General features: G+C 44.5%; 19 protein-coding genes, 1 pseudogene and 1 other annotated feature. Of the genes and pseudogenes, 4 read left to right on the top strand and 16 right to left on the bottom strand.

Annotation, left to right across the window (positions count from 1 at the left end; translation table 11 throughout):
• Positions 1–158 precede the first annotated feature (158 nt).
• The 7 genes and pseudogenes from IGK14_RS01780 to IGK14_RS01750 all read right to left on the bottom strand — a co-directional run bounded on the left by IGK14_RS01780 (position 159) and on the right by IGK14_RS01750 (position 9827).
• Positions 159–2039: an ABC transporter ATP-binding protein gene (locus IGK14_RS01780; protein WP_010748687.1), complete on the bottom strand. Its 1881-nt coding sequence runs from the start codon at positions 2037–2039 to the stop codon at positions 159–161.
• Positions 2036–3763: an ABC transporter ATP-binding protein gene (locus IGK14_RS01775; RefSeq protein WP_005227218.1), complete on the bottom strand. Its 1728-nt coding sequence runs from the start codon at positions 3761–3763 to the stop codon at positions 2036–2038. The genes IGK14_RS01780 and IGK14_RS01775 overlap by 4 nt, the downstream gene beginning before the upstream one ends.
• Positions 3756–4423 (bottom strand): annotated as a pseudogene (locus tag IGK14_RS01770) (TetR/AcrR family transcriptional regulator). The gene IGK14_RS01775 and the pseudogene IGK14_RS01770 overlap by 8 nt, the downstream one beginning before the upstream one ends.
• 266 nt (positions 4424–4689) lie before the next feature.
• Positions 4690–5721 carry an LPXTG cell wall anchor domain-containing protein gene (locus IGK14_RS01765; RefSeq protein WP_010748686.1) on the bottom strand — a complete coding sequence of 344 codons (1032 nt, stop codon included), beginning with the start codon at positions 5719–5721 and terminating at the stop codon, positions 4690–4692.
• Positions 5722–5849: 128 nt separating this feature from the next.
• Positions 5850–7862 carry a glucose PTS transporter subunit IIA gene (locus tag IGK14_RS01760; RefSeq protein ID WP_010748685.1) on the bottom strand — a complete coding sequence of 671 codons (2013 nt, stop codon included), beginning with the start codon at positions 7860–7862 and terminating at the stop codon, positions 5850–5852.
• Positions 7862–8770 carry an N-acetylmuramic acid 6-phosphate etherase gene (murQ, locus tag IGK14_RS01755; RefSeq protein ID WP_010748684.1) on the bottom strand — a complete coding sequence of 303 codons (909 nt, stop codon included), beginning with the start codon at positions 8768–8770 and terminating at the stop codon, positions 7862–7864. The genes IGK14_RS01760 and murQ overlap by 1 nt, the downstream gene beginning before the upstream one ends.
• Positions 8763–9827 (bottom strand): DUF871 domain-containing protein, encoded by a 1065-nt coding sequence (locus IGK14_RS01750; protein ID WP_010748683.1) that lies wholly within the window; start codon positions 9825–9827, stop codon positions 8763–8765. Before IGK14_RS01750 ends, murQ begins: the two co-directional genes overlap by 8 nt.
• Positions 9828–10073: 246 nt before the next feature.
• On the opposite strand from IGK14_RS01750, the gene def reads away from it, so the two are divergent.
• Positions 10074–10637 (top strand): peptide deformylase, encoded by a 564-nt coding sequence (gene def / locus IGK14_RS01745; RefSeq protein WP_005227211.1) that lies wholly within the window; start codon positions 10074–10076, stop codon positions 10635–10637.
• A 78-nt stretch (positions 10638–10715) separates the two neighbouring features.
• Here def and IGK14_RS01740 read toward each other — a convergent pair whose 3' ends face one another.
• From IGK14_RS01740 to IGK14_RS01710, 7 genes are all read right to left on the bottom strand, one after another.
• The gene (locus IGK14_RS01740) at positions 10716–11924 is read right to left on the bottom strand and encodes a M20 family metallopeptidase (protein WP_010748682.1); all 1209 of its coding nucleotides are present in this window, start codon (positions 11922–11924) and stop codon (positions 10716–10718) included.
• Between the two features lie 59 nt (positions 11925–11983).
• On the bottom strand, positions 11984–12823 hold the full coding sequence (locus IGK14_RS01735; protein WP_010748681.1) for a MetQ/NlpA family ABC transporter substrate-binding protein: 840 nt from the start codon (positions 12821–12823) through the stop codon (positions 11984–11986).
• A gap of 52 nt (positions 12824–12875) precedes the next feature.
• Positions 12876–13556, bottom strand: coding sequence for a methionine ABC transporter permease (locus IGK14_RS01730; protein WP_010748680.1), 681 nt, complete (start codon positions 13554–13556; stop codon positions 12876–12878).
• The gene (locus IGK14_RS01725; RefSeq protein ID WP_010748679.1) at positions 13557–14633 is read right to left on the bottom strand and encodes a methionine ABC transporter ATP-binding protein; all 1077 of its coding nucleotides are present in this window, start codon (positions 14631–14633) and stop codon (positions 13557–13559) included.
• A 360-nt stretch (positions 14634–14993) separates the two neighbouring features.
• Positions 14994–15232 (bottom strand) — a binding site (T-box leader).
• Between the two features lie 121 nt (positions 15233–15353).
• Entirely contained in the window at positions 15354–15878 is a 525-nt protein-coding gene (locus IGK14_RS01720) for a transcription repressor NadR (RefSeq protein ID WP_005227206.1), read from the bottom strand.
• Entirely contained in the window at positions 15875–16723 is an 849-nt protein-coding gene (locus tag IGK14_RS01715; RefSeq protein WP_010748677.1) for a chorismate mutase, read from the bottom strand. Before IGK14_RS01715 ends, IGK14_RS01720 begins: the two co-directional genes overlap by 4 nt.
• 13 nt (positions 16724–16736) lie before the next feature.
• Positions 16737–17429 (bottom strand): NAD-dependent protein deacylase, encoded by a 693-nt coding sequence (locus IGK14_RS01710; protein WP_010748676.1) that lies wholly within the window; start codon positions 17427–17429, stop codon positions 16737–16739.
• Positions 17430–17586: 157 nt separating this feature from the next.
• Between IGK14_RS01710 and IGK14_RS01705 the strand changes: the two genes are divergently transcribed.
• The gene (locus IGK14_RS01705) at positions 17587–18255 is read left to right on the top strand and encodes a response regulator transcription factor (protein WP_010748675.1); all 669 of its coding nucleotides are present in this window, start codon (positions 17587–17589) and stop codon (positions 18253–18255) included.
• 14 nt (positions 18256–18269) lie between these two features.
• Positions 18270–19175 carry a sensor histidine kinase gene (locus IGK14_RS01700; RefSeq protein WP_010748674.1) on the top strand — a complete coding sequence of 302 codons (906 nt, stop codon included), beginning with the start codon at positions 18270–18272 and terminating at the stop codon, positions 19173–19175.
• 75 nt (positions 19176–19250) lie between these two features.
• Here the strand turns inward: IGK14_RS01700 and IGK14_RS01695 are convergent, their stop codons facing one another.
• Both IGK14_RS01695 and IGK14_RS01690 read right to left on the bottom strand, forming a co-directional pair.
• On the bottom strand, positions 19251–20012 hold the full coding sequence (locus IGK14_RS01695) for an ABC transporter permease (RefSeq protein ID WP_010748673.1): 762 nt from the start codon (positions 20010–20012) through the stop codon (positions 19251–19253).
• A gap of 1 nt (position 20013) precedes the next feature.
• Positions 20014–20931 (bottom strand): ABC transporter ATP-binding protein, encoded by a 918-nt coding sequence (locus tag IGK14_RS01690; RefSeq protein ID WP_010748672.1) that lies wholly within the window; start codon positions 20929–20931, stop codon positions 20014–20016.
• 316 nt (positions 20932–21247) lie between these two features.
• On the opposite strand from IGK14_RS01690, the gene IGK14_RS01685 reads away from it, so the two are divergent.
• A complete protein-coding gene (locus IGK14_RS01685; RefSeq protein WP_005227198.1) occupies positions 21248–21550 on the top strand; it encodes a hypothetical protein in 303 nt (100 codons plus the stop codon).
• Positions 21551–21686 lie beyond the last annotated feature (136 nt).

The following is a 21686-nucleotide window of genomic DNA, read 5'->3' as shown; positions in this document are numbered from 1 at the left end:
TACATTTCAATCCAATAAATTGCAATAAATATTTAAATTAAAGCGATAAAAATTCATAAAAAAAGAAAGCAGTGACAATCACTGCTTTCTTTCAGTCAACCTTTGGCGGTCTGTTTATCATCATTTGGGGAAGAATTTCTTTCATTACAAACAGTGGATCACGCCACTTCTTCTGAAAATTGACTGTTATACAGGTCTGCATAGAAACCGTTTTGTGCCATCAATTCCTCATGATTTCCAGTCTCAACAATGGACCCGTGATTCATCACGATGATATTGTCAGCATCACGAATCGTAGAGAGACGGTGAGCAACCACAAAGCTGGTCCGATTTTCTAACAAACGACCCATTGCTTTTTGGATCAAGATTTCCGTCCGCGTATCGACACTAGAAGTTGCTTCATCCAAAATCAAAACGTCGGGATCCGCTAAGAAGGCGCGGGCGATCGTGATCAGCTGACGTTGACCTTGGGAGATGTTGCTGGCTTCTTCATTCAAGACCGTATCATAGCCTTCTGGCAATTTGCGAACAAAATCATCCACATGGGCAGCTTTCGCCGCAGCGATCACTTGCTCTTTGGTTGCTTTTTCATTTCCATAATGAATGTTGTCATAGATGGAACCAGTAAACAACCACGTATCTTGCAGCACCATCGAGATATTACTACGCAACTCATCACGAGTCAAGTCTCGGGTATCTTTGCCATCGTAACGAATGCTACCGCCAGAAACATCATAAAAACGTTCCAAGAGATTGATCAGCGTGGTTTTCCCAGCGCCGGTAGGTCCTACGATAGCCACCATCTCACCAGCTTTGACATCCAGATTAAAATCGGTCATCAATAATTTGTCTGGCGCATAACCAAATTGAACATGATCGAAACGAACTTTGTATTCACTGTCTTCCACTGGCAATCCAGAAGGCTCATCAGTCATTTCTTCTTCATCAAAGACTTCAAAGACCCGTTCGGCAGATGCAACGGTTGATTGGATGGTGTTTAGTAAGCTAGCGATTTGAGTGATTGGTTGAGAGAATTGATTGGTGTATTGCAAGAATGCTTGCACATCCCCTAACGTCATGTTCCCATTCGCCACTTTGATCCCACCAAGGACAGCCACGAAGACATAGCCTAAGTTTTTAATGAAGTTCATCAAGGGCATAATGATCGCTGAAATAAATTGGGCTTTCCAACCAGCGGAATACAGACGGTCATTTTCTTCTTCAAAAACGACTTGATCGGCAGCTTCATGGTTGAAGGTTTTGACAACGGTATGACCGCCGTAAGTTTCTTCGACTTGGTCATTGAGCAATCCTAAACTTTTTTGTTGTGCCGCAAAGAATTTTTGCGATTTTGGTGCGACGATCATCACGACGATCAAGCTTAAAGGAACCGTTGCTAAAGCAACCAAAGTCAGTTGCCAACTGATCGTCAGCATCATCCACAAAACCCCGATAAAGGTCACGACACTCGTAATAAATTGGGTCAAGTTTTGTTGCAGGGTACTTGCGATATTATCCATATCATTGATCGCCCGTGACATGATATCCCCATTTGAGTGAGTATCATAGTAAGAAATCGGCAAGCGGTTCATTTTTTCATCTAAGTCACGACGCAGCTCATAAACCGTCCGTTGCGAGACACGGGTCATAATAAACTGTTGTAGAAAGTTGAAGACGGCTGAAATCACATACATGCCGATCGCGATCAAAATGATTTGACCAACTTTCTCAAAATCGATAGGAAATTCTGTTACCTGTTGGCCGGCTTGCATCTGCTGCGCACCGATCATGACACCTTTAAAAATTTCAGTGGTCGCTTCCCCTAAAATTTTCGGTGTTTGGATTTGGAAGATCACGGCTGCGATCGCTAAAACGAAGACGGCAATGATAGCGATGGAGCGTTTCGACATGTACCCGAAAAGCCGTTTGACCGTCCCCCAAAAGTTTTTTGGTTTTGGTCCTTTGGCACCGATGTTACGGCCTGGACCGCCGCCCATTGGTCCGCCACGGTGTTGTGTTGTTGTTTTCTTTTCACTCATGCAAGATCCTCCTCTCTCAATTGTGAAGAAACGATTTCTTGGTAGGTTTCATTGTCTGCCATTAATGATTCATGGGTTCCTTTTCCTACGAGTTTTCCTTCATCCAATACTAAGATCGTATCGGCATCCATGACGGTGCTGACCCGTTGGGCAACCACGACCATAATGCTGTCTTGCATGTCGCGTTTCAGCGCTGCTCGTAAGTTGGCATCGGTTTTGAAGTCCAGTGCGGAGAAGGAATCATCAAAGACATAGACATCTGCTTGTTTCACTAACGCACGAGCGATCGCTAAACGTTGACGTTGTCCACCAGAGAAGTTGCCGCCGCCTTGTTCTACACGGCTATCTAAGCCATCTGCCAGTTCGGAGACAAAATCTTTTGCTTGGGCGATCTCTAGTGCTTGCCAGATTTCTTCATCTGATGCATCGGGTTTTCCGTATTTCATATTTTCACGAATGGTACCAGAAAACAGTACCGCTTTTTGCGGAACAAAGCCCACGACTTCTCGTAGATTGTGCTGGGTGACTTCTGCAATATTGACCCCATTGATTTTGATTGCACCAGACTCCACATCGTACAAACGAGGCAAGAGATTGACTAAGGTCGTTTTCCCTGAGCCCGTCCCACCGATGATGGCAACAAAATCACCAGATTTTGCTTGAAAATCGATATCTTCCAACGCCAATTTCTCAGCGCCTTGGTAGCGATACGCCACATGGTCAAAGGCCAAGGTTGCTTGGTCCCCTTGTAAGCTCAATGTCGCTGGTGTTTTTGGATCGAGAATTTCATCTTCTTCATTTAAGACTTCGTTGATCCGATCAGCTGATGCTTGGGCTCTTGGCACCATCACGAAGATCATGGACAGCATCATAAAGCTGATCAAAATTTGCATTGCATAGGTCATAAACGCAATCAAGTTTCCGACTTCTAAGGTCATTTCGGCAATATAATGACCCCCAAACCATGTGATGGCAATGTTCGTCCCACTCATGATCAACGTCATCAATGGCATCATCAATGCCACGATGGTGTTTACTTTAATCGCGGTGTGGGTGTAATCTTTGTTGGCTTCATCAAAGCGATTCGCTTCATAATCCGTCTTGTCAAATGCCCGAATAACGCGGACCCCCGTCAAGCCTTCACGAAAGACTAAGTTCAAACGGTCGGTTTTCTTTTGCATACTTTTGAATAAAGGAACGGCAAAATACATAATACCGCCGACCAATACTAGCATGATAGGAATAACGACTAAAAAGATTCGGGTTAATTGGGCATCTTTTTGATAGGCCAAGAAACTCGCCCCAATCAGTGTGATCGGTGCATTGATCATCATACGTAAAAACATTTGCGTCACCATTTGAATTTGGTTGACGTCGTTGGTGGTTCTTGTAATCAATGATGCGGTCCCAAATTTATCAAACGATCGAGAAGAAAAATTCTCAACTTTTTGGTAAATGTCCGAACGTAGTTTTTGTCCTAATTTTTGTGATTCTCTTGTTGCGAAATACGTATTTCCTAAAGCGGCGATGATACTGATCAATGAAAAGCCGATCATGTAAAAGCCGGTTTTCCAAATGTAATCAATGTCGCCTGTCGCCACCCCATTGTTGATAATATTGGAAGTCAATGTCGGTAGATACAAATCAGAAACGACTTGGATCACCATAAACACCACTGCCATGATTATAGAAATGACGGATACGCGTTTTATCAGCTTAATCATAGGTTTCCCCTCTTTCTTTTTTTGCGCCCTCTCTTAACCAGCGGACTTTACTGTTGAAATCAGCGATCGCTTCGGCAGGATCATAGTCTGGATCAAACGCTGATTGGCGATAGGCTTCGGCAATCGTCGAAAAGACGGTATGCATCAGCAGCTGGATCAGCATTTTCAACTCATGGTCGTCTTTGACTTTCAATAAATCTTTGTCGACCTCTGACAAAAAGATGGCTTGCTGCTTCTGCCGATCGGCTTTGTTTTCTTGATGCATCTTGTGCTGCATCTCTGGCACGACTTTATGGAAGGAACGATAATCCATACTCATAAATAAATTGCGGTAAAAGTTTGCGTTTTTGCCTTTGAAAACCTCGGCGATCATCCGTGAAAAGTACCATTCGAACCCCGCAAACAGATCCCCGTTTTCATGTTGGATCGATTTCAGCAGATCTCGCTGACTATTTTTTTCAACGTATGGAAATAATAGTAATAAAGATCTTCTTTGTTTTCGAAGTATTGGTAAAAACTCCCGCGAGGAATCTCGGCATCTTTGATGATGTTGGCGATCGAGGCGTCTTTCAGCGGCAGTCTTGAGAATTCTTTTTTCGCCGCATTTAAGATGCGCTTTTGTTTTTCTGGCGGCAAGTGAAAAAATGTATCGGTCGGCATCACAAGCAACTCCTTTCTAATTTAAAATAAATCACAGCTCTCGATATGACACGTTGTCATATGACACTGTGTCATTATACACCCCTCACCAGAGAATACAAGAATTTAAATTTGACTTTTTTATGAAGGAATCGATTCTGGTCTTTTTATAAAGGGCGTTATTTGAAAAGAAATAACCAATGAAATTTCTGAAAACAAAAAACCTTCGTTTCCCTGATGGAAAACGAAGGTTGCTATTTTTTCATTCTAACGATTATAAATAACAATCATTTTTTCTTGCGGCGCCATAGAATCAAGAAAACGATCAGCAGCAGGATAACACCTGCGATCAGTAAGGTATAGCTTGGCGCTTCATTGGTTTTAGGTAATGTTTTTTCACCATCGGCAGTAGCGTTGGCCTCTTTCGAAGAAGTCGTTGTCGCTGTTTCTTGAGCACTCGTCGATGTTGCGGTCGCTTCTTCAGACGTACTCGTTTGCGTGCCTGTAGGCAGATACATGGAATCATTTGCCGCTTGAATGATATAAGAGATCCGTCCTGGGACAAAGGCATCTGGATCGACTTGCATCTCTTGTTCCATCTGATTTAAATTGGTCAAAATTGAGATCATCCATTCGTTGGAAACGGCTTGATTCAAATGTAAAAAGACTCCGTCTGCTGGATAGACGACCCGTAAATATTCTTGCAGCTGATCCACAACAGGAATCAAGTCAGCAAAACTGGCGTAGCTATTTGCATCAAAAGCCAGTTGCGGCTCAATGGCTTCCCAGGATAACGTCTGATCGACAAACAAGGCACCGATGATTTTTGCTAAGTAAGCAATATCAAAGCCCATCGCATCACTGGAATAACGTAGCGCCAGACGATTGCCATTGGTCAATTCTTCATCTGTCAACTGGTCCAACTGTTCTTGGGTAAATGCGGTCACACTTCCTTCAGTGATCCCTTGGGTTAAGGCGCTACGCAGCGAACTAGGTTCATCGGCTAACGTGTTGATCTCACTGACATCTTGCGTCCCCGTCTCTGCTTGGATCGAGGCAATAACAGCTTCGGAATCGACTGGTTCTTGATTCTCGGTAGTCGTAGTTTCTGAAGCAGCGGATTGATCCGTCTCTTGATTTTCTACTGTACTTTCTTGGACAGCAGCTTGTGTCTGATCCGTTCCTGATTGCTCCTCTGATGAAAGCGTCTCGCTAACGGCAGCCTGATTGCCACTTTCACTCGTAGCTGTTTCATCTGCATGAACCATCAGTGGTGAAAAAGCCAGCGTCATTAGTCCGAACCAAATTATTTTTTTCATCCTCATTGCCTCCTCGAATGGGAACACTCCCTTTGTAACGAAACTGTAACATAAAGGGAAATTTTTCGCAATCTATTTAGTAACTTCTTAAAAAAAACCTCTATCTTTATCCGATAGAGGTTTTAACATTATTTTATCGTTGCCACATGCATGACGGCTTGACCCGCTTTTGTTTCTGTTCCTGGTAACCCTTCGATATTGGCTACTTGCTCCATATTGGTGATGATCACGAGCATCTCAGAAGCTTTGCCTTTAGCCGTCAACTGTGCCAAATCGACTTGGGCAACTTGGGTAGCTGGTGTCACGGCTTGGCCTTCCTCCACCAGGATCTCAAAAGGTGCTCCTTGCAATTCGACGGTGTCAACACCCATGTGCAGCAGAATCTCTAGCCCGCTGGCAGTCTTGATCCCCAATGCATGTTTCGTGGGAAAAATCGTCGTGACGGTTCCTGCTGCTGGTGCATAGATCGCACCATTGTCTGGCAAGACGAAATACCCGTCGCCCATCATTTTTTGCGAAAATACCGGATCACTTGATGCACTGATCGCTTTTGTCGTGCCTGTGGCTACTGCGTATAAAGGGGTATCGATCGGTTCTTTTGATGGATTTGCTGTCATTTCCTTTGCAGCCGTTTCACTCGTTTCTTTTGGTTGCGGTTGCACAGTAACGGTTGCAGCTGGTTTTGCTTCTTCTGCCTCGCTTTCTTTGACTGCTTCTAAGCGATCTTTCGGAATCCCAAAGAAGTAGGTGGCAACGAAGCCGCCAGCATAGCCTGCTAACAAGCCGAAAATATAGCCCATCCAACGGCCGTTGGCAATCAAGGGGATCAAAGCTAGCCCTGATGGTCCAATCGCCGTTGCGCCGATATTTGTCAAAGCGCCAATGACCGCACCACCGATCCCACCACCAATACAAGCAGTGATAAATGGTCGACCTAATGGCAACGTCACTCCATAGATCAATGGTTCGCCGATGCCTAAGATCCCAACTGGCAATGCACCTTTGATCATTTCAGAAAGCTCTTTGTCTTTACGTAGTCGTACCCATAAGGCTAAAGCTGCACCGACTTGACCAGCACCAGCCATGGCTAAGATCGGTAATAATTGCGTGCTGCCTGTTGCTTCGATCATTTGAATGTGGATCGGGGTCAAAATTTGATGCAAACCAAACATGACCATTGGTAGGAAGGCCGCCCCTAAGACAAACCCAGAGAAAGCACCGCCCACGTTCAAGACCCAAGTGATCGAACCGACTAAGCTGTCAGAGATCAGACCTGCCAATGGCATGATCAAGAAAATCTCCGTCAAACCGATGATCAGCAAACACAACGTCGGGGTCACGATAATATCGATCGCTTCAGGAATCACTCGATGCAGCACTGCCTCTAATTTCGCCAAAAGCCATACAGCGAAGATCACACCGATGATCCCTCCTTGGTTGGCAGCTAAAGCTTCGCCAGTGAACAAGTTTTGGATCGGGGCTTCTGGGTTCATACCTGTCAGCAAGATGATCGAACCGATCACGCCACCAAGGGTTGGATTGGCTTTAAAGACCTGCGCTGCATTGACCCCAGTAAAGATCGCTAAATAGGTGAACATCCCATTTCTGAGGACGTTTAAAATCATGACATAATAATTCCAAGTATCTCCATCTAATCGGCCAGCCGTGATCATATTGGTCAGGACAGAAGCGATCCCTGCGACGAGTCCTGCACCAACGAAGGCTGGAATCATTGGAACAAAGATATTAGAAATATCTTTCAGCAGCGACTTTAATGGTGATGATTTTTGTTTGGCTTTTTGGGCTGCTTTCATCTCTGCCGTTTTTTCTGATAACGCCTCTTTGCCTGATTTTTGCGGTGGGATCTCTTGCCCTAAATCAACACCAGCTTTTGCCACCATTGCATTGGCTACTTTGTTGACTTTCCCTGGTCCGATAATGACTTGCAGCTGCTCATCATTGACCACACCCATTACACCGGGAATCTCTTTTAACCCTTGTTGATCGACCTTGTCGTGGTCGCGGACGGTCATTCGTACGCGAGTCATACAGTGATTGACTGTTTCTACGTTGTCCATTCCGCCGGCTTCTTGAAAAATCTTCTCCGCTAACTCTTCTACCGTCAGTGTTTCTTTTGCCATTACTTTTCTCCTCCTAACGCCGTTTTGACAAACCCTTGTGCCGTGGCAAGTTTTGCTTGTGCTTCGTCTTTCGTGCTATCAGTCAACAGCATCACGATCGCCAATTTGACATTCTGATCTGCTTCTTCAAATGCCGCGGCGGCTGTTTCATAATCAGCTTCAGTCGCCTGCATGATGATCCGTTTTGAGCGTTCCACCAATTTTTCGTTGGTCGCTTTCACGTCGACCATCAAATTATTGTAGACTTTGCCGATCCCTACCATCGATAACGTCGAGATCATATTCAAAATCAGTTTTTGGGCAGTCCCAGATTTCAAGCGAGTCGAACCTGTCAGAAATTCTGGTCCACAATCGACCTCGATTGGAAAGCTGGCATGCTGAGAGATCTCCGCGTCTTTATTACAAGCGATCGTAGCCGTTGTGGCACCGAGCTCATTGGCATAGTCAAGCGCCCCAATCACGTAAGGGGTTCTGCCACTGGCAGCGATCCCGATCACCATATCATTTTGGTTCAACTTCAAATCGACAAGGTCTTGTTTGCCTAGCGTTAAGGAGTCTTCTGCTCCTTCGACAGCGACCGTCATCGCTTCTTCGCCACCGGCGATCAGACCGACCACCATCTCAGGTGATACCCCAAAGGTTGGGACACATTCGGCCGCATCCAAGACGCCTAATCGACCACTTGTCCCAGCGCCAAGATAAATCAAGCGTCCGCCCTTTTTAAAAGCGACGATGGTTTGTTCAATCACTTTTTCAATACTAGGAATTTCTTTTTCCACCGCATAGGCAACTTTTTGATCTTCTTGGTTCATTTTTTGACACGCTTCTAAAATCGTCATTTCATCTAAATTGCTCGTTTCACTGTTGCGTCGTTCGGTCGTTAATTTGTCTAAATTGATTTTATTCATCGGAATCATCTCTTTCTAATTTAAATCGCATCCCTGCTTTGATTTGTTGGATCAACGGCAGATCGGCTGGTATCACCTGAGCGGCGAGGTTGACTTTTGGGTCTGTCGGCAAAGGTCGTTTGCACACCTGGATCTCTCCCATATAGCGCAAGTACTCTTGGTTATCGATCGTCACAGCCCCCACTGGCCGCTCTTGGCTAAGTTCAGGTGTGACTTCTGGAATGGCATTGAAACGGGCATCGGCGCTGCGCAAGACATCCCGAGCTTCATCGTAACGATTTTGGTGATTCCCTAAGACGTGTTCAAAGTAAGTGGAACCAAGATCTTTGACCCGCAAAACGATCCGCGCTTCTTGCAGATACGTCGCAAACTGCTGGGCACTTTTTTCAGAAACCATGCCATCGCCAATGTAAACAGCATCGACTGAGCCAGTTGCCAATAAGTCGATCGCTGCGGCAAAAGGCGACCAGTTGCGGTGTCTTTCCAGTGTGGGTAATCCTTGAAATAACGGTCTGCGTTTCTTGGCATCCCCTGGAACAAAGGCTTGGACGAAAAAGCCTTGTGCTTTCAACCAGCGGTTCTTCTCCTGAAACCAGCCAACATCCAGTCCCGTTTCTGGTCGGGGGTAATAATTGTGCCAAGCTTCCAAACGAGTAAAATCGGCTCCATACGCCTGCAGCTCTCGAATGTCTTTTTCCGTCAATGTACTGGCATTCAAACTGATGGTCATTTCTTTTGAAAAAGCTGCGATTTGCTGATTGTCGATCGCATAATCCATTCGTAAACCAGTGACACCGATCTCCCTTAGTTCCGCCAGATTGTCGATGGAAAAGCCCGCTTCTGCTAATGCGTTTCCAGAAATATCTACCATTAAAGACAGCTGATGGTCTTTTGCGAAACCTCCCAAGTCCGTCAAACGCTGCCGATAAGTACTGCGATCATCTTCTGGTATGTGCATGGAGGTGAAAATCCCTTTAAAGCCTGATGCCATCGCAGTCATCTGCTCAAGTTCTGCTGCCGTCAAGTCTTCGTTCATAAATACAGAAAAGCCGAACATCTCTTTGCCTCCTTGATGGGTCACTTTCGTGATACCGTTTTCTATAAAAGCATTATAACTGATTCTTTTCCCATTCGCAACTATATTTCATAATTAAATCATTAATATAGAAATATTGTTTCATTTAATAAGAAAGCTTTACCGTTTAAACTTTCTTATGCCCTTCTTTCTACACTTATGGTACACTTTATTAGGAACGAAACTTGCTTTCGTCATTTTTACATAGTAGGAGGAATCACATCATCAATGATTACAATGGATGATATTATTCGCGAAGGCAATCCAACCTTGCGTGAAGTAGCAAAAGAAGTACCTTTTCCTTTGAGCGAAGAAGATATCGCACTGGGAAAAGAAATGATGACCTTTTTAGAAAATAGCCAAGATCCAGTCAAGGCAGAAGAACTTGAATTAAGAGGCGGCGTTGGTCTAGCAGCTCCTCAATTAGATATTTCAAAACGAATCACAGCGGTCCTCGTCCCTAGCAGCGACCCAGAAAAAACAGAACCTGATTTTAAAGATGTTCTATACAATCCCAAAATTTTAAGTCATTCCGTGCAAGAAGCTTGTTTGGGTGAAGGCGAAGGCTGTCTGTCCGTGGACCGTGAAGTCCCTGGCTACGTGGTACGCCATGCCCGGATCACGATCAGCTATTACGACATCAACGGCAAAAAGAAAAAAGTTCGTTTGAAGAACTATCCTGCGATCGTCGTTCAGCATGAGATCGATCATTTGAACGGGGTCATGTTCTACGATCATATCAATCAACAAAATCCTTTTTCATTGAAAGAAGGCATTTTAGTCATCGACTAACTAAAAAGTCTCTACCGACATTTTGCGGCAGAGACTTTTTTTCTATACTATTGACTATCTTCCTTCACGGTTTTGGCATTAATTGCCTTTCGCTAGGCTTTCTTGATGATCGGCTTTGATTTTTTCTAATAACGCTGGCTGTTCAAAAAGGTCTAATGCCGTCAGCGCTAAAAGTTCCGCCGCGATGGCGATCGATTGCAAGCCTTTTTCACTCTTGGCAGCGGCTTTGAATTCTTCCGAATGACCCGCAATGTAGTCATCTGAAATCGAAACGGTGGGTTGGATCGTCGGGATCACTTGACTGACATTGCCGACATCAGACGAACCAAGGCTTGTTTTGGCTTCCGTATCGATCTCATCGGCAGGTACGCCCGCTTCTTGGGCATGGGCGAAGAAGATCTCATCAAAACTTGGTGTCACGATCACATCGTCGACGGAGTTTTGGAACAAACCAAATTCATAGGTCGCTCCCGTAGCTAAAGCTGCTCCTTTTACGATGTTTTCGACTTTCTCGTAGACATCATTCAAGGTTGCTCGATTGGCAGCTCGTAAATAAAAACGACCGGCTGCATATTCTGGCACGACATTGGCTGCCACGCCGCCATCGGTGATCACACCATGAATATTGACGTCTTTTGGTAAATGCAGGCGCAACCCATTGATCCCGTTAAAGACTTGCAGCAATGCTTCTAACGCGTTGATGCCTTCTTCTGGTGCCGCTGCCGCATGGGAAGCCCGACCATAGAACTTGATATCCACTGGATCATTGGCTAATGAAGCCGTCGTTTTGCCATAGCGATGGGCTGGATGGACACAAAGAGCGGCATCGACATCATCGAAGAACCCTTCACGGACAAAACTGCCTTTAGCGGAACCATTTTCTCCACCTTCTTCTCCTGGCGTCCCATAGACTCGAATCTCCCCGCCTAGCTCATCGATGAAAGGTTGCAGAGCACTGGCAGCTAAGACGGAATAAGTCCCGAAGAGATTGTGTCCGCAGGCATGACCGATGCCAGGTAACGCATCATACTCGGCTAAAAAGGCAATCGTCGGACCCGGTTTTCCACTGACATAGCGGGCATCAAAGCCGGTGCGATGGCCTGCCACATCCTTTTTGACAGCAAAGCCTTCTTTTTCTAATTGGGCGATCAGGGCATCGGCTGAATAAAACTCATAGTTGCTGACTTCTGGGTGATTGTGGATATCTAATGCCAAGGCTTGATAAGCGGCTAAACGCTCTTGGATAAATGGTTTGATGGCTGCTTTCGTAATAGTTGCTGTTGTCATAATCAAATCTCTCCTTTTTATACATGCTTTTTCAGTTTTTTTATCAAATTACATGGTGCTTATTTTGCCCCAAAGGTTTCCCAAGCAGGAACGCTTGATCCTTTTGACGTTTCCTCGATGACTTTTTTCGTATCCTCTGTTTGGTAAGCAGCGACCACTTTTTGGTAAACTTCATTGTCTTCCTCTTCTTTACGGGCGGCAATGATGTTGACGTAAGGACGGGCCGTTTCATCAACAGGCTCTAAAAAGATCGCATCTTCGGTTGGTACAAATCCTGCATCCACCGCCATGCCGCTATTGATGACCGAAACATCGACATCCGAAAGTGCCCGGGCGGTTTGCGCTGCATCAAGTTCTGAAATTTCTAAGTTCAAACGATTTTCTGTAATATCCGCGACCGTTGGTGTTTGTCCGGCTGCTTCATCCACTTTGATCAATCCAGCTGATTGTAATAAAAGCAATGCCCGACCACCATTGGTCACATCATTAGGGATCGCAACTTTAGCTCCTTCCGCCAAATCGTTGACATCCGTCACTTTGTCGGAATAAATGCCTAATGGCGCATTGACTGTATTGCCGATCGATACGAGATCAGTACCAAATTCTTCATTATAGTTGTCCAAGAAAAATTGGTGTTGGAATGAATTAAGGTCGATGGACCCATCAGCTAAAGCTGCATTGGGTTGATTGTAATCAGAGAATTGGACATATTCTAAATTGATGCCTTCGTCTTTCAAACGATCCTTGACATCATCCCAGACGTCGGTGTCCGCCCCGATCATCCCTAGTTTCACCGTCACTTCTTCTTGGTCATTGGCTGCGGCACTGCCATTGTTTCCGCATCCTGTAATAAAGAATAATGCTGCCCCTAAAACGATTGATTGTACGATTTTTTTCATTTTTGCTTCCTCCATAGACTTGCTTGTTTTTTTATTTGTACGTAAGTAGTGGTCAGTGTGATACTCGTTTAATGAGTAGGTTGCTGACAAATTGACTGATAAAAACGAATACCAAGATGATCAAGGTCGCCATGATCGTGACATCGGTCTGGAATCGGTTGTACCCGCGGGTGATGGCTAAGTTGCCTAAACCACCAGCGCCAACAGCTCCTGCCATGGCGGTCAATCCGATCACATTGATCACAGTCAATGCAGAGACCCGAATGATTCCCGCCACGCCTTCTGGTAAATAGACCCGAAAAATGATACCGAAAGGACTGGTGCCCATCGCTTCAGCTGCTTCTACGACACCGGGGTCAACTTCTAGCAAGGCGATCTCGATCTGCCGAGCAAAGAAGGGGATGATCCCAGCAATCAGAGGAACCAATGCTGCTGTTTCGCCGATGGTCGTTCCAACAAGGAATCGGGTAAAGGTTCCTAGTAACGTCAATAAGATAATAAAGGGGATCGAGCGGACCACATTGATGACTTTATCGAGAAATTCAAAGAGCGGTCGATTTTCTAAAATCCCATTCGGTCGAGTTACTACCAAGACGATCCCTAACAAGATACCTAAGATGCCCGCAATCAAAGAGGTCCAAAAAACCATATACAAGGTTTGGATCGTTGCTGTCACAAATTCATCTTGGATCGCAACAACATTGGGAAAATATCTTTCTAATAAGGCAGCCATCTAAAATCCTCCTTTAATCACATTGTTTAATGGTTCTGCATGATTTTCTTTTAAAATATTGGTGTAAACTCCTTGAGCCTTCAAGTATTCTAAGGCATGTTTACGCTGATGGTATTCGCCAGATAAGCTAACGACTAAGCTGCCGATCGGCACTTCTTGCAAGATCTCCACGTTGCCGTAAAGAATATTGGTGGTCACTTTGTAGCGGCTGTACAATTGGGCGATCAGTGGTTCATTGGTTTGATCGCCAACGTAGGACAGCTCCACCAGCCATTCATTTGGTGCCAAGGAAGAAAACTTCGAACTGCCAAGGATCGTTTCTAAGGCCTGGTCGATGTGCGTCGCCGTTCGGATGAAATCTTTGGTCAATGGTTTTTCTGGTTGACTGAAAATCTGAACGCTTGAACCTTGCTCGATGACTTCGCCGTCTTCCATCACTGCCACTTTGTTGCAGATTTCTTTGACGACTTGCATCTCATGAGTAATGATCACGATAGTCAAGCCGAGGGTTCGATTTAATTTTTTCAACAAAGCCAATATCTGTAAGGTCGTTTTCGGATCAAGGGCGCTGGTTGCTTCATCACAAAGCAAGATCTCTGGATCATTCGCTAACGCTCTGGCAATCGCGACCCGCTGTTTTTGTCCTCCAGATAGTTGGCTAGGAAACGCTTGGGCTTTTTCTTCCAATCCCACCAATGCTAACAGCTCGGTTACTTTTTGATGACGTTCCTGTTTGGACCGTCCCCCATATTTTAAGGAGAAATCCACGTTATCAAAAACATTGCGGCTGTCCATCAAGTTGAAGTGCTGAAAGATCATTCCGATCGTTTTCCGTTTTTCTCGCAGGGCTTTCGCAGAAAGCGTGGTCAGCTCGGTACCATTGACGACGACGCTGCCGCTACTTGGGCGCTGCAATAAGTTGATCACACGGACGAGTGTACTTTTCCCGGCGCCTGAGTAGCCCACGATGCCGTAAACGTCCCCTTTGTCGATCTCGATCGATACGTTTTTGACCGCTTGGATCGCGGGTTTCTTTGGTTGATTGAATGTTACTGATATGTCTTTTAATGAAATCATCGTCTTCCCCCTAGTTCTTGTCTTTTTCAATAAAAAAAAGGCATCCTCAAACAAGTCACCTGTGACTTGTTTGAGGACGCCTTTTTGCGTGTTACCACCTCAGTTTAAGCTGCACTCACATACAGCTCCTTTTCGAGTACGATCATACTCTAGCCAGATAACGGTCGCTACCGTCGTCGCCTTGCAAACTACTGCTCGGAACGAATCACTCCTTGGCCATTTTCTAAAAGTCGTTTGATGCTTCTTTTCAGCTACCGAAGCTCTCTGTTGAAAAAACGTGCTTTTGTACTTACCAATTCTTCGTGTGTGGTGCTATTTGATTTTGGGTATAAAAAAAGTCCTTTTACCAGCGTTTGCTAGTAAAAGGACGAATACTCGTGTTACCACCTTTTGTTTAGAAGGTTTCCCTTCCCTCAACCCAACGTCTAGTCGTGCTAGAGATTGGTGCACTTTGTAACGATAGTGCGCATCCGTGATTGCCTACTTATCGACAATCAATCCTCCAAGGCCATTTTTCATCGCTTCTGACTTGACTCTTTCCACCAACCAGAGTCTCTCTTTGAAGTATCCGCGGTTACTTTCCTTCTCAACAGATTCATTATTCTTGTTGAAGAGTACTTTACTGGAAAATGAACACCTTGTCAACAAAAAATCACAATTTTTTCATCTGAGGATTTGCCAAGACTTCCGCAAAGCGTCCTTGCCAGAATGGTTTACGCCTCAATTTTGATAGAGCATGCCTTTTTCTGCTAACTGTTGTTTGGCTTTTTCCAGAGCCGCAGGATCGGTGTAGCGCAACGTATGCAAGTGTACCCCATTGGTTAAATCTGAGAGCAAGCGGGCTTCTGCATGTTTGGTTTTGTTGATGAAATCAGTCACGTCTTGGTCTGTTTGAATCTGCAAATTGCCAGTGATCTCTCCATAGATCTCATGCTCAACGATGACATCGACCACTTCCACACCACAAGCGACAAAGATGCGCAATTCTTCTTCCGTTTGTTCAGGTCGATGCTGCACCGCGAGCTTACTTACATGCCCTGCCTCATCCAACAGCGCTTGCAGACGATAGCCGCGAGCCGTAGCCACAATCGCTTCACCAGCTGCTCGCAATAAGGCAATGTCCCCAACGATGATTTGACGGCTGACTCCGAGGGATTCTGCCAGTTTGCTGGCACTGATCGCTTTGTCCGCTTGCTTCAATGCCGCTAAAATGTTTTCTCGACGTGTTCCTCCATCCATACTCATTCCTCCAATTGATTCACTTGATAGGTTTTTGAGTGGTTCATAATTGATTGAAACATAGCCAAAATCGTTTCTTCATAGGCTTGATTAGAAATCGCCTGCCGAATGTTTTCCAGCACTTTCTCTTCACGATTTTCATCTAATACTGGCAATTGACTGCTTTTCTTCAATTGTACGATTTCGTTGACCGTGCTCATACGTTTTTCCAAAAGATGCGTGATTTGCCAATCAATGTCATCGATCGCTGCCCGCTGAACAGCCAAGGGATCTTGCTGGTTGTTTTCTTCTTCTAAATCGATCGTCTTGATGACCCGTGCTGGATTTCCCGCCAACACAACATTGTCTGGGAATGATTTGGTAACGACACTGCCAGCGCCTACCACGACATTGTTGCCTAAGCGGACCCCTGGCAAAATCGTGGCCGCACCACCGATCCATGCGTTGTCGCCAATCACGATCGGTGCCCCTAATTCTAAGCCGCTATTTCGTTTGACCGGATGTAATGGATGAGTCGCCGTAAACAACCGAACATTGGGTGCCAGCATACAATTGTCGCCAAAGGTAATCGGGCAAACATCTAATAGCACACAGTCGTAGTTAGCATAGAAGTTTTTGCCGACAGAAATATTGTAGCCATAATCAAAGCGGACATTCGGTTCGATATAGATTCGACCAGTCACAGAGCCGAAAGTTTCTTTTAGTAACTGCTCTTTGATTTTTGTATCAGTTTCTTGGTTGATCAGGTTCATTTGTTCACGGGCATATTTTCGATCTGCCACCAATTCTGGATCTGGGGAAAAGTACAATTCGCCAGCAATCATTTTCTCTTTTTCGGTACGTTGTGTCATATCATAAACTCCTTCATTCAATTTTCTGGAAAAACGTTTCGGCTGCTGCGGTCAACATGCCATATTCATTCGGGATCGCCAATGGTTCCTTATTGATGACCAACACCTGCTGGCTGTAATCGACTAACCCTGCAAAAGGATAGACTTGCAGCGAAGTCCCCACGACCACCGTCAGGTCGGCTTGAGCAACGGCTTGAATGGCTCCTTCAATGGTTTCATCAGTAAATCCTTCCCCGTAAAGCACGATCGCTGGCCGAATCTGACCGCTGCACCCTGCATGGTGCCAATCTTGCAAATACGCTTGCCAAGGTACCTGATTGCCGCATTTTCGGCAATAACAGTTGTACAAAGAGCCGTGAAAATCGATTCTTTGGTGACTGCCTGCTTTTTCATGCAAGCCATCGATGTTTTGCGAAACGACCCAGACGGTTTTCTTCGCTTGCAGCTCAGCCATTTTTTGATGAATGATATTAGGCTGTGCTTGAGGATGGTAGAGGTGCTTGACGAACTGATAAAATGTTTCCGGTTCGTTTTCTAAACAGTCATGGCTTAACAAATACTCTGGCTGTGCCACTCCTTGATAGACCCCTTTTAAGGAACGGTAATCAGGAATGCCCGATGGGGTCGAAACACCAGCCCCCGTCAAAAAGGTCACGGATGATGCGGCGGTGACCGCTGCGATTGCTTGCTCAATAGATACCTTCATCGTTCTAACTTCCTTTATGGCTTTTCTCTTATTCTAACCGAAAAAGAACCGTTTTTGCGAAAAATCAGCCATTTTCTTTTTTAAAAGCAACTAATGCTTTTTCGTGCGGAATTGCTTATAATAGATGCAACAAATGCAAGGAGAATGGGAAAACCAAATGAAAATTTTGATTATCGAAGACAACAATGAGATCAGCGAAATGTTGGCTACTATTTTAGCAGCTGACTATACTGTCCAGCAAGCCTATTCAGGCACGGAAGGTCTGCTACTTTTTCAGCAAGATGCTTTCGACTTGATTTTGCTAGATCGAATGCTCCCTGGTAAAGATGGGACACAAGTCTTGCAAGAGATTCGCCAAACCTCCACGGTCCCCGTCATTATCTTGACTGCCTTAGATGAACCAGCCGATGTTTCCACCCTTTTGCTGGCGGGTGCCAATGATTACTTAACGAAACCCTTCAATGTCGAAGAATTAAAAGCCTGTATCATTGTTCAGTTGCGCACAAATAAACAAGCCCCTCCTGTTGCCAGCAGCCTCTCGTATAAAAACATTCAACTGTTGCCTGACTCGTTTCAGCTGCAACGAGGAGAAGCAACGGTTCAGTTGAAGAAAAAGGAGTTTGAGATTTTTTCCCTGCTCTTAGCCAACCCCAAAAAAGTTTATACGAAAGAAATGCTCTATGAAGCTGTTTGGCAAGAACCCTATTACGGTGAAGAAAACACGATCAATGTCCATATCAGCCATTTACGCAGCAAAATCAAAACACTCGATCCAGAGGAAGCGTATATCGATACTGTCTGGGGCATCGGCATCAAGTTAGCTTAAAAAGGAGGAACCCCATGCATATACTTCAGTTTTTCGCTGCCTTGATCGTTGCTTTATTGATCGGTTACTGGCTATTTTTACTGTATGATCTGAAAAAGTACCACCAACAATTAGCAAGAATCAGCGAAATCGAAACAAATCAAGAGATCCATTTGCAGACCCGAGTGCCCGCTTTAAAAGCGATCGCCTTGTTAAACAATCAGATACTTAGAAAAAATAAGCAGCAACACTATCAAATGCTGCAAGAAAACCAGCAATTGGAACAAGCCATTCAAAATATCTCTCACGACTTGCGCACACCTTTAACGGTCGCCAGCGGCTACACACAACTGCTGCAAGCCGATACGACCCTCGACAACCAACAGCTGCAGTTGTTGGAAAAAGTCAGCAGTAACCTAGAAAAAGTCGAAAATCATCTGGAGCAGTTATTGACCTATCAGCGCCTCAAAGACAATCAACTGGCTTTGACCTTAGAAGAATTCGATCTTTCTCGTTTGCTGGAGGAGGAACTGCTCCAGCTCTATCCTTCTTTTGAGGAAAACCATTTATCACTGACGGTTGCGATCCAACCCAATATCATGATCATTTCAGATAAAAAAAGTTGGCAGCGTATTTTTCAAAATGTCCTTGGTAATCTGCTGGAACATGGCAATGAAACGGGAACGATCCGCTTGAAACAACAAGGAGATCGCATCGTTTTCCAACAGGAGAATCAGCTGAGGACACCGATTCAGCACCCAGAAAAATTGACTCACCGCTTTTATACGGAAGACCTTTCACGGCACAAACAGCAAGCTGGACTTGGTCTGTATATCATCGCGGCATTGACTCATGCATTAGAGGGCAAGATTCAATTGGATACAACCGAAGAGACGTTTCGTTTGACTTTGGCTTGGCAGCAGTCTGCTAAGTCCCATTAAACACTGGCTACACGGACAAAAACGCCCAACAGTCTGACCTTTTGCGGTCGGTCCTGTTGGACGTTTTTCTTTTCTTTATAATTCTTGTCTCTTAAACACCAGATGTGCAGCCAAAAGACAAAGCAACAAACTAATCAGACTCCCAACAAAAATTGGTTGAACCATTTCCCACGTTTTGAAAGTGGTCATAGTCACCATCTCTAATCCGCCTTGGAAATCCAAGTATTCTAAGAATTTCCAGGTTGGCAAAGAAAAACGTGCAATCGCAAAGCCCATCGGAATAAAGATCGTCGCCAACACGCTGACTGCTGTATTTTTGGTCAAATACAACACCAACAAAGCAAAGGATGAGGTAGCCAGTAAGATCAATACAAAGCCAGCGAAATAATACACTAAGTTTTCTAGCTGAGAGATGTCTTCAAAGCCGGTACCGCCAATGATCGTTCCCGCAACAAAGCTCACTAAGCAAATAGCCAAAATTTGCAAGACAAGTACCAACGCATACACCAAGAATTTTCCAAAGAGATAGGCGGGTTTAGAAACACCGACGGTAATGATATTCTTCATCGTCCCTTTCGTGTACTCACTCCCTAAAACTTGCATCACTAACGGCAGTGAATAATACAATAACATGGAAGACAGGCTGGTCTGGATCGCAAGAAAACCCGTCATTTCGGCAAGGCTGCCTGTGGTTTGCGTACTATCTCCCAGGGTGACTCCCACGTCGCCATTTGAAACAACCGCTAAAATCACCAACAATAAAATAATTCCTTCTGTGATCCAAAAACTTTTACTTTTAGATAAACGATACAAATCTGCCCGAATAAAATTCAACATCTTAATTTCCCCCTTCACTTGTCACTAACTCTTTGAAATACGACTCTAGGTTTTCCCCTTCAAAAGAAATCTGGTCGATAGCGATCCCTTCATAAACCAATTGACGGATTAGATCACGAATCAATACATTTTCTTGGTAGATGTGGATCTTGTGGTCACTGACAACTTTATATTCAGAAATCAGTTGACTGTCCAGTAAGCGGCTAGCTGTGGCTACATCATCGACTTCTAATTGAATAAACCGTTTCGCCATCAGATCGAATTCGTGTTTGGTCATCTCTTTGATCAGACGCCCCTCACTAATGACTCCAAAGCGTGTAGCCACTAAGTACAACTCTTCTAAAATATGGCTGGAGATCAAAATCGTCATGCCGCGTTCTTGATTCAATCGTAAAAGCAACTCTCGAAATTCAACGATCGCGACAGGATCCAAGCCATTGATCGGTTCATCTAAAATTAGAAAATCTGGCTGATTCAACAAAGCAATCGCTAAGCCCAGTTTTTGTTTCATCCCTAAAGAAAAATCACGGTATTTCTTGTTGCCGACATTGGTCAAACCAACAAATGCCAGTGCCTTACTAACGGCATCAGGTTCCACCACCCCGCTGATTTTGCAATAATAGTTCAAATTTTGTTCAGCCGTCAATTGGTCGTAAGCGACTGGGGTCTCAATCACATTACCGACCCGTTTCAGCATCTGGATGTAGGCTTTGCCGCCTTCAACACCAAACAACTGCAGACTGCCACTGGTGGGTTGGATCAACTGCACGATCGCTTTTAGTAAGGTCGTCTTCCCAGCACCATTTCTCCCTACCAATCCATAAATATCTCCTTTGGCGATCGTTAGATCGACATCATGCAGCGCCAGCTGTTTGCCGTAACGCTTGTTTAATCCTTTGATTTTAAGAACATTTTCCATTTCTACTTCCTCCTTGCTTGCTTCTGTGATCATTCTAGCAAGCAGATCTAAATCAGCTATTAACTAATTATTAATTGATTCTTAACTCGTATTTTTTTGCAAAAAACAACTTATTTCTATTATACACAGCTGAAAATAACCCCAGTGAGAAAAATCGTCCCTTTTTCAGCAAACCCACCAATAGCAAATGTAGCAGACGATCTTTTCATTACTGCTTTTGCGCTTTGTTTTTTGCCTCACAAAGAAAGAGATTCCTTCATGACAAGGAACAAAAAACGTGGTAAACTAGTCACGAATCAAAGTGAGGTGAAATACATTGGTAGCAGCTATTATTTATTGGGCAATGATCATTATCAGTTTCGGTTGGTTGGCAGTCAGCTTATATTTCTCTATCTTCTATTTAGCACGTAAAGAAAATGGCAATTTATGGGCATTTGGCTTTTTAAATGTCATCACAGCAATCATTCAAGCCATCGTCCTTGTGGTTTACCGTACCTTAGGACAAGATTGGGGCGTTACACAATACTCAAGCCTCATCTATCTAGCACTTGGCTTATTGCTTGGCTTGACAGTCATCCAAGCTGTTTTAGGCCGTGAACCAAAAGCGAAAGTCGCTTAAGGGTTCCAATAGACACTCGTAAAAACGATCCGCTTTCTCTTTGATAAAAATAGGGAAATGGTCGTTTTTTTGTTAAAAAGAATTGACATTTGGGTGCTTTTCTTCTAAACTCTGAGAAGAATCAAATTAAATACGA

Source organism: Enterococcus sp. DIV0970a (assembly GCF_051711265.1).
Classification (GTDB): Bacteria; Bacillota; Bacilli; order Lactobacillales; family Enterococcaceae; genus Enterococcus_D; species Enterococcus_D casseliflavus.
Note: the sequence above shows the minus strand (reverse complement) of the source record. Positions and strands in the feature narration are given on the sequence as shown.

Coding starts and splice junctions, on each gene's coding strand:
- IGK14_RS01780 (WP_010748687.1), bottom strand. CDS start 2,039: ATGAGTGAAAAGAAAACAACAACACAACACCGTGGCGGACCAATGGGC.
- IGK14_RS01775 (WP_005227218.1), bottom strand. CDS start 3,763: ATGATTAAGCTGATAAAACGCGTATCCGTCATTTCTATAATCATGGCA.
- IGK14_RS01765 (WP_010748686.1), bottom strand. CDS start 5,721: ATGAAAAAAATAATTTGGTTCGGACTAATGACGCTGGCTTTTTCACCA.
- IGK14_RS01760 (WP_010748685.1), bottom strand. CDS start 7,862: ATGGCAAAAGAAACACTGACGGTAGAAGAGTTAGCGGAGAAGATTTTT.
- murQ (WP_010748684.1), bottom strand. CDS start 8,770: ATGAATAAAATCAATTTAGACAAATTAACGACCGAACGACGCAACAGT.
- IGK14_RS01750 (WP_010748683.1), bottom strand. CDS start 9,827: ATGTTCGGCTTTTCTGTATTTATGAACGAAGACTTGACGGCAGCAGAA.
- def (WP_005227211.1), top strand. CDS start 10,074: ATGATTACAATGGATGATATTATTCGCGAAGGCAATCCAACCTTGCGT.
- IGK14_RS01740 (WP_010748682.1), bottom strand. CDS start 11,924: ATGACAACAGCAACTATTACGAAAGCAGCCATCAAACCATTTATCCAA.
- IGK14_RS01735 (WP_010748681.1), bottom strand. CDS start 12,823: ATGAAAAAAATCGTACAATCAATCGTTTTAGGGGCAGCATTATTCTTT.
- IGK14_RS01730 (WP_010748680.1), bottom strand. CDS start 13,556: ATGGCTGCCTTATTAGAAAGATATTTTCCCAATGTTGTTGCGATCCAA.
- IGK14_RS01725 (WP_010748679.1), bottom strand. CDS start 14,633: ATGATTTCATTAAAAGACATATCAGTAACATTCAATCAACCAAAGAAA.
- IGK14_RS01720 (WP_005227206.1), bottom strand. CDS start 15,878: ATGAGTATGGATGGAGGAACACGTCGAGAAAACATTTTAGCGGCATTG.
- IGK14_RS01715 (WP_010748677.1), bottom strand. CDS start 16,723: ATGACACAACGTACCGAAAAAGAGAAAATGATTGCTGGCGAATTGTAC.
- IGK14_RS01710 (WP_010748676.1), bottom strand. CDS start 17,429: ATGAAGGTATCTATTGAGCAAGCAATCGCAGCGGTCACCGCCGCATCA.
- IGK14_RS01705 (WP_010748675.1), top strand. CDS start 17,587: ATGAAAATTTTGATTATCGAAGACAACAATGAGATCAGCGAAATGTTG.
- IGK14_RS01700 (WP_010748674.1), top strand. CDS start 18,270: ATGCATATACTTCAGTTTTTCGCTGCCTTGATCGTTGCTTTATTGATC.
- IGK14_RS01695 (WP_010748673.1), bottom strand. CDS start 20,012: ATGTTGAATTTTATTCGGGCAGATTTGTATCGTTTATCTAAAAGTAAA.
- IGK14_RS01690 (WP_010748672.1), bottom strand. CDS start 20,931: ATGGAAAATGTTCTTAAAATCAAAGGATTAAACAAGCGTTACGGCAAA.